Annotated in this window: 10 protein-coding genes; 4 read left to right on the top strand and 6 right to left on the bottom strand. The window is 59.0% G+C overall.

Annotation, left to right across the window (positions count from 1 at the left end):
* Positions 1-206: 206 nt before the first annotated feature.
* A complete protein-coding gene (locus tag KUL97_RS01465; protein WP_217795106.1) occupies positions 207-1,646 on the bottom strand; it encodes a mannose-1-phosphate guanylyltransferase/mannose-6-phosphate isomerase in 1,440 nt (479 codons plus the stop codon).
* A gap of 204 nt (positions 1,647-1,850) precedes the next feature.
* Between KUL97_RS01465 and KUL97_RS01460 the strand changes: the two genes are divergently transcribed.
* Positions 1,851-2,561, top strand: coding sequence for a hypothetical protein (locus tag KUL97_RS01460; RefSeq protein WP_217795104.1), 711 nt, complete (start codon positions 1,851-1,853; stop codon positions 2,559-2,561).
* On the opposite strand, the gene KUL97_RS01455 is transcribed toward KUL97_RS01460, so the two are convergent.
* The 3 genes from KUL97_RS01455 to KUL97_RS01445 form a co-directional block, all read right to left on the bottom strand.
* Positions 2,546-3,595 carry a glycosyltransferase family 4 protein gene (locus KUL97_RS01455; protein WP_254896073.1) on the bottom strand — a complete coding sequence of 350 codons (1,050 nt, stop codon included), beginning with the start codon at positions 3,593-3,595 and terminating at the stop codon, positions 2,546-2,548. The genes KUL97_RS01460 and KUL97_RS01455 overlap by 16 nt on opposite strands.
* Positions 3,596-3,739: 144 nt before the next feature.
* Positions 3,740-4,699, bottom strand: a complete 960-nt coding sequence (locus KUL97_RS01450) for a hypothetical protein (RefSeq protein WP_217795102.1) — start codon at positions 4,697-4,699, stop codon at positions 3,740-3,742.
* A gap of 221 nt (positions 4,700-4,920) precedes the next feature.
* Entirely contained in the window at positions 4,921-5,712 is a 792-nt protein-coding gene (locus KUL97_RS01445; protein WP_217795100.1) for a DUF563 domain-containing protein, read from the bottom strand.
* A gap of 12 nt (positions 5,713-5,724) precedes the next feature.
* Between KUL97_RS01445 and KUL97_RS01440 the strand changes: the two genes are divergently transcribed.
* Positions 5,725-5,916 carry a hypothetical protein gene (locus tag KUL97_RS01440; RefSeq protein WP_217795098.1) on the top strand — a complete coding sequence of 64 codons (192 nt, stop codon included), beginning with the start codon at positions 5,725-5,727 and terminating at the stop codon, positions 5,914-5,916.
* A gap of 485 nt (positions 5,917-6,401) precedes the next feature.
* Here the strand turns inward: KUL97_RS01440 and KUL97_RS01435 are convergent, their stop codons facing one another.
* Positions 6,402-7,481 carry a glycosyltransferase family A protein gene (locus KUL97_RS01435; RefSeq protein ID WP_254896072.1) on the bottom strand — a complete coding sequence of 360 codons (1,080 nt, stop codon included), beginning with the start codon at positions 7,479-7,481 and terminating at the stop codon, positions 6,402-6,404.
* Between the two features lie 80 nt (positions 7,482-7,561).
* Here KUL97_RS01435 and KUL97_RS01430 point away from each other — a divergent pair, with 80 nt between their 5' ends.
* Positions 7,562-8,452, top strand: a complete 891-nt coding sequence (locus KUL97_RS01430) for a hypothetical protein (protein ID WP_217795094.1) — start codon at positions 7,562-7,564, stop codon at positions 8,450-8,452.
* A gap of 239 nt (positions 8,453-8,691) precedes the next feature.
* Positions 8,692-10,389 (top strand): glycosyltransferase, encoded by a 1,698-nt coding sequence (locus tag KUL97_RS01425; RefSeq protein WP_217795092.1) that lies wholly within the window; start codon positions 8,692-8,694, stop codon positions 10,387-10,389.
* Here the strand turns inward: KUL97_RS01425 and KUL97_RS01420 are convergent.
* Entirely contained in the window at positions 10,378-11,742 is a 1,365-nt protein-coding gene (locus KUL97_RS01420; protein ID WP_303246100.1) for a glycosyltransferase, read from the bottom strand. The two genes, KUL97_RS01425 and KUL97_RS01420, sit on opposite strands and share 12 nt — an antisense overlap.
* Positions 11,743-11,747 lie beyond the last annotated feature (5 nt).

Genomic DNA, 11,747 nt, shown 5'->3' with positions numbered 1-11,747 from the left:
CAGACATCCACAACCGCCGTGCGCCGCACAGCCCGGCGCTGGAGCAATGAAAAGGGGGGTGTCAGCAACACATTCCAATGGCTACGAGCAAGTCTTGTGATTAATCACACCACAAGCAACTAGTTTGAATAATTCGCAAACCAGCCTCACCGTTCAGCGTTCAGTAGCGGACACCGCCCATGAAACCCAATAAGTCAAAGCAACAATCATCGCTTTAAATCAGTTCTTCCGTAGCGGTCCTCGAAGCGCACGATGTCGTCTTCACCGAGGTAGGGCCCGCTCTGCACCTCGATCAGTTCCACAGGGATCTTGCCGGGGTTGGAGAGGCGGTGCTTGCAGCCCAGGGGGATGTAGGTGCTCTGGTTTTCGCCGATCAGTTCTTCCACGCCATCTTTTTCAACCAGCGCTGTTCCGCTCACCACGATCCAGTGTTCGGCGCGGTGGTGGTGCATCTGCAGCGAGAGGCTGGCGCCGGGGTTCACCACGATCTTCTTCACCTGCCAGCGCTCGCCTTCGGTGATGCCGTCGTAGCTGCCCCAAGGGCGGTAGATGCGGCGGTGGGCCTTGCTCTCGCGGGCGCCTTCCCGTTCCAGTAGCCCCACGATCGTTTTCACATCCTGGGCGCGGCCTTTGTCGGCCACCAGCACCACGTCGTCGGTTTCCACCACCACAAGGTTGTCCACCCCCAGGCCCACCACCAGGCGGTGCTCGCTCCGGAGATAGCAGTTGCTGCTGCCCTCGCTGATCACGCGGCCGCGCAGCACATTGCCGTCGTTGTCTTGCTCGGCTGTTTCCCAGAGGGCACTCCAGCTGCCCACATCGCTCCAGCCGGCATTAAGCGGCAGCACGGCGCCGCGGTCGGTGCGCTCCATCACGGCAACATCGATGGCCACATTCGGGCAGGCGGCGAACGCTTCCCTCTCCAGCCGCAGGAAATCGAGGTCTTCACTGTCGTGCTCCAGGGCGGCGCGGCAGGCGCTCACCACATCCGGCGCCAGCCGTTCCAGCTCCGCCAGGATCGCGCTGGCCTTGAACAGGAACATGCCGCTGTTCCAGGTGAAGCGGCCGCTGGCCAGAAACTGTTCCGCGGTGGCTCGATCGGGCTTCTCCACAAAGCGAGCGATCGGTACCGGTGCTGTGGCGCCTCCCAGCGGTTCAGCGGCCTCGATGTAGCCGTATCCCGTTTCCGCTGCGGTGGGCACGATGCCGAAGGTCACCAGCTGGCCGGCTTCAGCGGCAGCCATGCCGGTTGTCACGGCGGTGCGGAAACCAGAGGCGTTCTGGATCACGTGGTCGGCGGCGAGCACCAGCAGCAGCGGGTCGTCGCCATGGGCGGTGGCTTGCAGCGCTGCAACGGCCACCGCTGGTGCGGTGTTGCGGCCCATGGGCTCCAGCAGGATCGCCCCCGGCTCCACGCCGATCTGGCGCATTTGCTCCGCCACGATGAAGCGGTGGTCTTCGTTGCAGATCAGCAGCGGTGGCTGGAGGCTGGCGATGCCCTCCAGGCGCTGGTGGGTTTGCTGCAACAGGGTTTCTTCCCCGCTTCCGGCCAGGGCCCAGTACTGCTTGGGGTAGGTCGCCCGCGAGAGGGGCCAGAGCCGGGTGCCGGTACCGCCGCAGAGGATCACGGGAACGAGTGCGGTCATGGGTGAACGGAAACTCATTCAATGCAAGAGGCACGAAGGCCAGGCAACCCGTGCAGGAATCGAAAGGAGGTGGGCTTTGGCTTAAAACGCAATGGAAAAGATTGGAGCAAAGAACAAATACTTGGAGTTCCTGAGAAGAGCAGGGATACAGGGCATAATGGCGAGTGACGCAATAAGACACACAAAACTCAAGAAGGCATACCGATGCAACTCAACGATCACTACAAGTGGTGCCTGAAGCAGCTGGAGCTGAAGCAATGGGAGGCCGCAGAAGGGCGGCTACTATGGCTAAGACATCAGCTCGGTGCATCAGATCAAGCCATTGCCGATGCATTGAGCTATGCCCTTCTGATGCAAGGCGCCTACGAACAGTGCTTAGCGGTCTTGCAGCCTGTTTTAGAGAGCCCTAAGCGAACATTCTGGATCCATCACAAATATGCTGATGCAAAACGGGGGCTTCATCAGCTCAGGGATGCCGCCAAGCATTACCGGCGTGCCATCACGGATGGATCAACCAGCCCTCTTACAACCGGCAACCTGCTAGAAGTACTCTTCACTCTTGAACCGAATGAGGCGATTCATGAACTGAACCATTGGAATAAACCCTTCAGCGATCAGCACATCCAAGGTATTACCAGTGCTGCCATATCCGTACCCGGCCTGGAGATTGCACGATGGCTGCAGGAACGTGATTTAGCCAATAGTGCTGTACTCCGCAGGCTCTTCGAAGCTCACGCTTGGTCCCTAGATCTTAAAAGTCTTGAACGGATTTCAGTGATATACTCGAATCGATCGAAGGCAAGGAAGCGAACTGAACCGGAAGACCAGAGAGGTGACAACCACGAACTTTGGATGGACGCGGTCGGTAGTCGCTTGAAGGGATTGTCCGTACTTGACAGTCAATTCAGTGATTGAACAGCAGGAGAAGCCGAGTGCAGGAGCTCGCGGCGCGTCGGTTTGAGCAAAAGAGTGCCTAAGCGTTGACGCATAATCGGCGCAAGTCGCGTGAAACTTAAACGTTCACGCACAGCAGCAGCCCCACGCACAGCAAGGCTGGCGCCAACCTGGTGATCAGTCGCGAGATCACGCATCCAGGTTGCCGCCGCGTTGAGATCCGGATCTGCCCACAGCCAACCTCGACGGTAATCACCAGAGGTGTGATCAATCGGGATCAATCTCCATGGAATCAGCGCAGCGCTCCCTTGGGGCATGAACTCAAGATTGCCGGAGTATGCCGTGGCAATCACCGGCAGACCAATGGCCATCGCATCTGCCAACACCAGCCCGAAGCCTTCACTGCGATGCAAACTCACCAGGACATCAGCACTGAGCAAGAGCTCATCCAATTCATCTGAGCCAAGCAACTGATGTTGCCAATGGATTCTTGGATCGTTTGCCGTCTTGGCCATTAAGCGATGACAGGCCCCAGGGAACTGCTCTGCACTACTAGTTTTGATCCAAAGCTCTACAGGAACAGGGTTGGATGAGCCCGGCGGGAATGCCTTCCAGAAGGCATCAATCACACCATCTGGATTCTTACGCTCGGTTGTGCTCCAGAAATCAAACAAGCAAAGGAACCTAAACGTTTTGCTGGCACGGGGAACACGAGCGCGACGACGTTCTTGCAACACGTGCAGACGCGACCAATCGGGATAATGGGGGACGCTGATCACAGGGATTGGACTGCGCTGCACCAACGCTTGTGCCGTGAAGGGACTCGGACACCAGATTTCATCGTAGGAGGCAAAGAACGATTCCCAGCCTTCAGGAAAAGATTCAAGCTCCCAAGCCCAATAACCGATACGGAGTGGAGCCGTAAGATCTGCGGAGCACAGCAAACCTGGGTCCGCACGCAACAGATTGGGATTGGTGTGAACCAGATCAACTTGAACGGGCAGCGTTTCGGATTGGCTACACAGCGCCGGCTGAACCGCTGGATGGGTCGCCAAGGGCAAGTCGTGACAGGTAACGCTGCAGCCGATTTCTCGAAGGAGCCGAACCGTAGCCGCTGCCCCACCTGCCAAACCAAATGAGGCACAGTGATGCCCCCAGACGCGCAGGCTGATCAAAACCGCATCAAGCCCTCATCCACTTCAGACAAACTCAATGCCACCTGGATTAAAGGGAGTTCCTCCAGAGATAATTTCAATCACACCACCTTTCTTGGTTGTGATCGTCAACTCATCAGTACCAATACCGGTAACCCGCCGTGGACTGGTCTCCAGAATGATATCGTCACGAGCCGAGTCGAAGTCATCAATTATAATCTTGGCACGACGCTTTGAACGCCTTATCGCACGCTTTGAAACCACCAGATCATCGCTTCCGTCAGCACCAGCATTGCCACCGGAGCCATCCATTGTTAACTTGGTTTTGGCTTTCGATAGAACCGAGTCTGCAATGAAAACATCATCCCCGCCACCCCCGATGATAACGTCCTTGCCCTTAGAGAGAATAACTCCATCGTTGAACTCAGTGCCGAGCAGGTAATCATCGCCACGCGACAATTCCGTCAAAGTATTAAGAACCGGCACATCGACCTGAAGCGCTGCCGACGCGAGCGCGTTCGACATCAGACTTACAGCAGACAGACCTGCAGCAAAGATGCGCGACAGGACGGGCGGTAGGCTCTCGGGTGGAACAGCCTCCGTTGCCAGGCCACCTTCGAGAGAAATTGATAAGCCATTCGCAGATTTACCACGAATCACCAAGCCACCAATCTGAAGAAAATTACCTTGTTCATCAACACCGACTCGTATCTGAACACCCGTCGTAGCCAATTGCCTAGAAGCTTCGGTCGCCTCGAAGGCAAGATTAACATTGGCAGTTGCGATCGCAATAAAAAGATTTTCAACCTCTTCGACAAATTGTGGGTCTAAAAGAACCTTAACAGGGTTCGCGGCCGTATTAGGATCAGTAATAGCAACTGTACTGCCTTGGGAGGAGACACCCGTGAAGACTACGGTCGTACCTGCAGAAGGTTGAGGCACGGAATCATCAACCGTGATCTCACGAACAGTTGTGTCAACAAAATCAGGTGGCGAAAAAGACATTGCTATCTTTTGAGTGCATCCAGTCTAGAGAAAGGGAGAAATCGCCTACCCCTTATTCGTAGCATGCATACCTGTATTTGCATTCCGAGTATCAAGCAGGTTCATCTGCAATAGCTCAACCATTGAGATCTAAAGCCAAGTGGTTGGTGGGCATGTCCAGCACAGGGCACGCCATGTGTACTCGCCTATCTCTGACGTGGGAGCCTTTAGCTTTCGAGCATTCACAGGCCTGTCAAGGCCGATGGTTCCAGATCAAGCGGCCACTCCAGGGGACCGGCGTAGAGCAGGTCCTGAAGGATTTGCGGGGTTACAGCACCCAAGCAGCGGCGATGACGTTGGTTGGCGCTGACGAGCAGGCTGGTGCTGTAGGGCGGTTGATAGCCGGGATTCATCAGCTCGATCACCTCTGACTTCGGCCGCATCAGCAACAAGTTGGCCATCGCACCGCCATGTGCCATCACCACTCGCTCGGTGCGCTGAAGGGCACGGAGCTGCTGAGCCACGCTGCAGCCGAGGCTGGGCTGGTACAAGCCGAGCTTGCGTGTGGCGAGCAACCAGCGCTGATGTTGCAACAAGGGGCGGCGCTGCGCCGGTGATCGCGAAAGAAACACCCCCAAGCCACTGGTGTCAGGCTTCGGAAGCCGCTCGGTAATGGCGCCCCAGAACCCACGCAGCCAGCGAAGGCTGCACACACCCGGGCGGCCAAACGAGGAGCTATAGCTAGGGACCAGAAGCAGGCTTGCCTGCAAATGGGGATGGCGGTGGGCACACAACAGTCGCTCGGCGGGGATGCCCAAGTGGCTGAGGGCCTCGCTGATCCAAGGCGCTGAACCGCCGTTATGCCAGAGCCGCAACCCTGGATAGTGAGCACTCAACTGCTGCCAGGCGCGGCCTAGCCGCGGCATCAGCTCCAGCTGTGCGTGGTAGTACAGCTCGGCGGAGAGGTCTGCCACCGCCAACACCGGCTCCTTGAGTTGAAGGGCTGCAGCGGGCCGGTGATGGGGATGAGCCATCAAGGCCAAAACATGCAGCTGATGCTGCTCGACAACAAGGCAATCGGGCCAATGCCACGGGTAGCGCCGTACCAGAGAAGGAATCAGTCGACCATCGGCCTGGGCAACTGCCACGCCGTGGGTCTGGCCCAGCTGCGCATGGCGTTCAATCCAGATACGACCGTTTTCGAGACAATGAACCTGCAGATCAGGCTCATCCGGTAGCGGATTCGTCGTTAATGCTGCGGAACAGCGCTGGCAATGCAAACCAGCGCAGTGGCGCTTCGGCCAGGGAGGCTGACGAGGGTTTGGCACCGCTAGTGCATGGGCACCGGCTGCAACGCCTTGGCGCGCATAGAGGTCGGCCAACTGCTGATTCAGGAGTGGATCCGAACCACAAGCCCAGGCCCGCTCGAGGAGCTGCAGCGACCGTCCTGGGGCGTGATCGAGGCAGAGCGCAGCCCAACCGCGCAACACCTGGCCCAATAGGTTGACGTCATCCTCGCCGGGGTGCCCCGCCTGCAGCTGCGCGAGCAGACGCAACACAAGGCGGCGCTGCTCAGCAAGGGGGTCTTGCGCTAGGGCCTGATGCGCTGCCTCGATGCAGGCGGCGCATCGCTGGCAGTTCAGCAACTCTTCACGCCACCGGCTTAATGCCTGTCGAGGCAGCCCACGGTCAAGCAGATGCCAAGCCTCTGAAGCTGCCGTGCTCAAAGCGGTTGCAACAACAGATCTCTGGCCTGGTGCCAGAAGGGACTGGCACAAAACCTGGCGTGATCAAAGCCGATGCCATCACGCCGGCAACTGCGGCTGATGTGTTCGAGGAAATGCACGGGCCGGCGTACCAGGGGTAAGGGGCATCTGAGGCGAGCGCGCTTCAGGGTTTGCAAAGCCAGGCTCTGATCTCCACTGCACCAAGCTCGCCAGGCACCCCAGGTGAGGGTGCCGTAAAAGATCTCGTCAGCCCAGGGTTGGGGCTGATCAATCAAGTGACGCTCCACCACAGACGCCAGACCATCAATCACCGCGCTGGTGTGGGCGCTAGCGGCGGCGGGATGCACGCGATAGCGCACCAAGGGTTCATTCAGCCAACTGCCGCGGTGGCCTGCAGCCGCTAGACGCAACAGGAGATCCACATCCTCAGCGTGGGAGAGGCTCTCATCGAAGCCGCCCACAGCAAGAAAGGCGTCACGGCGAAGGGTCCAAGCGCTTGGCAGCACGGCTTTGTGGGTGAGGGCTGAGCGGAGATCAAAACCCGCTCCATCGCGCCAGGGTTCAACGGTGCTCAGGGTTTGGCCACTGGGGCTCACCCGAAGCCAGCCTCCATGCACGTGGCTGAGATGAGGCTCGGCACGCAACCGCTGCAGGGGTGCCTGCAAACGGCGGGGAAGAGCCACATCGTCGGCATCGAGCAGGGCAATGATCGGTGCTTGGGTGGTACGGAATGCGATGTTCCGCGCCGCTGCCACACCGATGCCAGGAGTTCTGAGCAGGATGCATTGCTGCGCAGGCCATTGAGCAGTGAGGCGGCGAAGCAGGTGCCCACCTGAATCGGTAGATCCATCATCAACCGCGATGAGTTGCCAGCGAAGGTTTTGAGCAGCGCTGACCAAGGCGAGCAGTGTCTCCGCTAACCAGCGGTGCGCGTTGCGATAGGGAAGAACCACCGCAAGATCAAACGATTCAGGTAACAATGGTCGGATTGACGGTGAGAAAAACGGTGGGCAAACGCCAAGCCAAACAGCGCAGCAAAGCGGGCAAAGCTCCTGTTCAGGCAGCGCCTGTTGCATCAGCCCCAATTGCGGCGCCAGATGCTCCACTCAGCTCCCACACTGAATCACGCCATAGCCTGATCCACCGTTATCTGCAGATGGCGGAAGATCTGAATCAACGCGGCGCGATGGAGATGGCGGTTCCGTTCTACCGCCAGGTGATTAGTTTGCTGATGGGGGCCGAGACCGGGATCCAGCCAGCGGCTGTTGTTCAGGCCGAACGTCAGAGCACAGTTATCTCGCAGACGGTTGTGCGCGACGGACCGCTGAGCGATGCACTGATGGAGCCGGAGCAAACTGAGGAGGATGCGGCGAGAATGGAGCTCAACCGCCAGTTGGCCGCCATCATTGGACAGCTTCAGCCCCACACCAGTGCAGAAGCGGAAGCAGCCCTGGCGGAGTTGAGCGAGCGCTGGGCACAACCGAACGATGCTCTCCTCGCTGCGCAGGCCAAGGCGGCGCTCCTACAAGGAAAGATCGAGATCGCCCTCGAGCACTTCGAGCAAGCCCTGGAGCTGAATCCGCACAGCGTGCAGCACCGGCTCAATGCAGCCTCAGCCCATCTCGCCAGCGGCCGCCACCAGATGTGTCTGGCCCTGCTGGAGCCGCTCGCGGCACAAGAGGCGGTGCTGCGCGAGCTGGGTATTTTGAGCAGCTTTCGCAACAACTGGATCCTGGCGCAGCTGGCAGACGGAAACGTCGAAGCCGCTAACGAAGCACTGGCGCAGTGGCTACGTGATGAGCCAGCGAGCGTGAACTTGGCAACCTGGATCGAGCAGGCTAAGCAGTTAATCGCTGATCAACACCTGCGCCAAGCGAAACAGCTGCTCAGCACCCTGGCGGAGGGAGCGAACGCCGAACAACGTCGGATGGTGTTACCACCTCTTGCCGAACTGCTGGATGAACTGGGAGAGCACCGCGACGCAGCTTTGCTTTATCGAGAACTACTCAGGCAAGAACTTGAGACCACCCATTCAATGCATGCATAACTGTATTCAGTTCATGCATTGATAGAGCCAAACGGATTGGAGTGTTTGTTGAATGATCAAAATGCACAAACTGTGTGTCCAGTGCGTCATGGGTGCAGCTTTACCGGACGGCTGATGCACTTGTGCAATGCGGGCAGTGGACTGAAGCAGCGCCTCTGCTTGAGGAAGTTTGTGCGCTCAAACCCGACCATGCCAGTGCCCATCACCTCCTGGGCAAGCACAGAGCAGCCTGCGGCCAATTGGACCGCGCGGAATGGCATCAGGCCCTGAGTTGTCAGCTCGATCCACAGCTGGGTTGGAATTGGTTCGCCCTGGCGGAGCTGTTGCTTGAGCGCAAGCGCGAGACCGAGGCCTGGGCTTGCTTCCGGCGCGCCAGTGCGGCCCTTCCTGAAGAGCACTGGATTGCAGACCATGCCGCTGAGCTACAGCTCAAGCGGCTGCTGGGTGGAGAGACGCTGGAACAGGGGGGCTCAGCGAGCAGCTATAGGTTGTGGTGCGCAGAATTAGAGCCGCGGTTGCCATTGAGCAGCCAGCGACTGGTGCATCAGTGGTGGCTGGAGCCGATGCCTGCGCTGCCGCAACAGGGCTGGATCGTGCTGATGCACAAGGCAGCGCAACTGCGAGCCGGTGGCCTTCAGGCGATCGAGCAGTGGTTGAAGCAGTGCCCGGCAGACAGCCAACCCGACCTGATCTATTGCGATGAAGATCGACTGGTGGATGGCGAGCGGGCCGATCCCTGGTTCAAGCCGGGGTGGTGCTGGGAGAGCTACTGGGCGATGCCCTGGTTGGAATCGTTCTCAGCCTGGAGAGTCAGCTGGCTTCGGTTGCACCAATTGGCACTGCCACCGCTGGATCTTGGCGAGCAACAGCAGTGGATCTGGCGGGCCTTAGAGCAACGGCCGCGCGCAGCGGGTGTGCCCCGGGTGCTGGTGCATCGGCTGGATGGTGCCTCAGGCGTGCCCACAGAGCAGGTGAAGGCCTTGCAGGCACACCTGCGCCGGATGGGTGAGGGGGATGTCAAGGTATCTCGCTCCAATCAAGTGATAGGGGCGATGCACTTGCAGTGGCCTATCCCAAACCCACTGCGCTGCCGCATCGTGATCCCCACGCGCAACCAAGCGAAGCTGCTGGCAGCTTGCCTCCAAAGCTTGAAGACCACCCTCAGCGGTGATGCCGTGAGTTGGGAGATTGTGGTGATTGACAACGGATCCACGGAGCCAGAGCTCGCCGCGCTTCTGAAGCAGTGGAACGAACAACTGGCAGGGCGCTTCGCCGTGATGCGCGACACGCGAGCGTTTAACTGGAGCCGCCTGAACCACCTCGGGGTGCAGCACACATGGGCAGCGCAACCTGCGCCTGAGCTCTTGCTATTCCTTAACAACGACGTTGAGGCGCTCGAAGCGGGATGGCTAGAAGCGATGGCTTCCCACGCCTGCCGGGAGAGCATCGGCTGTGTGGGAGCGAACCTGCTCTACCCCGATGGGGGCTTGCAACACGGCGGTGTCGTGGTGGGGATGCACGGGGGCGCCGATCACGCCTATCGCGGTTTACCGCTGAGGCATTCCGTCCATCGTGGGCGCAGCCAATTGTTGAGCAATTGGGGCGCAGTAACCGGGGCTTGCCTGATGGTGCGCCGCAGCCTCTACGAACAGGCCGGCGGGTTTGATCCGGCGCTACCGGTTGAATTCAATGATGTGGATTTCTGCCTGCGGCTCGGGCAGGCAGGCTACCGGCATGTGATTCCACCGGATGCGGTGTTAATCCACAAAGAAAGCCAAAGCCGTCCTTGCCATAACAGCCCAACAGAACAAAGTGCGCTGCGATTGATGCAATCGCGCTGGGGCAAGCGGCTGACAACCTGCAGCCCCTGGTGGCCCGAGTCGAGCGATCCGAGCGCTGCGGATGGGCGGGCGAAGGAGTGGCGCTCAGCGCAATGAGTGGGCAGGAATCAGAGCGGCGGCTTCATCTGCAGTGGCAAGCACCTCTTGATAGAGCTCGGCAACCTCAACAGCGCACTCCGCTGACGTGCGCACTGTGCTGTCTGGTGGAAGGATCCGTCGCCGGCGCTCGTACACCCAGCGCAAGAGAGGCCCTCGTTCGAAGGCAGCGTTGAGGGCCTCGCTCCAGCCGGCGGGATCTGCCGCATCGAGGAGGAACACATGGCTCCGGCCATCTAGCTCAGCCAAAGCACCGGCGTTGGAGACAATCAACGGCAACCCGTAACAGAGCGCTTCTCGAGCGATCAAGCCATACACCTCAGGCCAGAGAGAAGGCATGACCAGAAGATCAAGACCCGCGAAGATCGCTTTAAGCTGATCGCGCTGGTAGGCGCCATGCCAGAGGATGAGCTCCGGATAGCGAACCATCAAGCCTTTAAGTCGCTGCTGTGGACTTGAATCACCATGGTATGTATCAGGAATCTGACCATAGAGATGCAGCTTCACATCAGCTCGCCATGGAGTACTGAGCAGAGCTTCGCAAAATGCCAGTTGCCCCTTTGAGGGCGCAACATTGCCCAATAGCCCCATGCGAATCGGACCATTTTGGATTGAATCAACCGATTCTTCAAGCAGGCCATTGAGCAGCCCAGAGGGATCGATGCCGTTTTCAATAACACGAATCGGCTGGCTGAATCCATAGTTCAGAAATGTGGCTGCGGCTGCTTCAGAGGGGGCGACCAAACGGCGACAAGCCGAGAGGCAGCGGCGGCTATAGCTCTGCCATGTCTGCATCAGACGTGGCGAATCAACCCGGTCTAGATGTGTCGTTGGGTTGTAGTAGTGCAGCTGGGAAAGGCTTTGGCGAAACAGATGCGGCCATGTCTGCCGCACACCTGCTTCCCAAGCTTCAGCAGTGAGAGTGGCTCCGGGTTGGGAGGCGAAACCAAAGAGCTGTCCTCGGGGATCGAGCAACCAGTAATCGTGAAGGGTAGCTACAACTGGAACCTGCGCCGATAGGGCCGGCAAGGCACGAACACCCACATAGAGGGTGTGGTGTACATCCACGAGCTGGAGCTGGTAATAGCGCACCCACTCACGCAGGATCACCTCGGCCTGATCAACGCATTGAAACCCCGCAAGAGCCTTGAGATCCTGGTAGGCGTGATTCAGCTCCTGCACGTGAATGCCGTCCTCAATCCAGCTCCGCGTTTCAAATGGCGGTGCCTGAGGGTCGGTGTTTACGCAGTGCACAAACACCGCGTAGCCATGATCGCGCAGAGCATGGGCCAGATCCACCACATGGCTGCGTAGGCCGCCAGGGTGATCAGCTGTCCACGCGAAGCTGACCAAGCCAA

The organism is Synechococcus sp. HK05 (genome assembly GCF_019104765.1).
Classification (GTDB): domain Bacteria; phylum Cyanobacteriota; class Cyanobacteriia; order PCC-6307; family Cyanobiaceae; genus Vulcanococcus.
The sequence above is the reverse complement of the archived record's forward strand: the minus strand, read 5'-3'. Positions and strand labels throughout refer to the sequence as shown.

Excerpts from the sequence above, each read along its gene's own strand:
- KUL97_RS01435 (WP_254896072.1), bottom strand. The coding sequence starts at position 7,481 with ATGCAACAGGCGCTGCCTGAACAGGAGCTTTGCCCGCTTTGCTGCGCT.
- KUL97_RS01465 (WP_217795106.1), bottom strand. The coding sequence starts at position 1,646 with ATGACCGCACTCGTTCCCGTGATCCTCTGCGGCGGTACCGGCACCCGG.
- KUL97_RS01450 (WP_217795102.1), bottom strand. The coding sequence starts at position 4,699 with ATGTCTTTTTCGCCACCTGATTTTGTTGACACAACTGTTCGTGAGATC.
- KUL97_RS01430 (WP_217795094.1), top strand. The coding sequence starts at position 7,562 with ATGGCGGAAGATCTGAATCAACGCGGCGCGATGGAGATGGCGGTTCCG.
- KUL97_RS01460 (WP_217795104.1), top strand. The coding sequence starts at position 1,851 with ATGCAACTCAACGATCACTACAAGTGGTGCCTGAAGCAGCTGGAGCTG.
- KUL97_RS01440 (WP_217795098.1), top strand. The coding sequence starts at position 5,725 with ATGCAGCTGATGCTGCTCGACAACAAGGCAATCGGGCCAATGCCACGG.
- KUL97_RS01445 (WP_217795100.1), bottom strand. The coding sequence starts at position 5,712 with ATGGCTCATCCCCATCACCGGCCCGCTGCAGCCCTTCAACTCAAGGAG.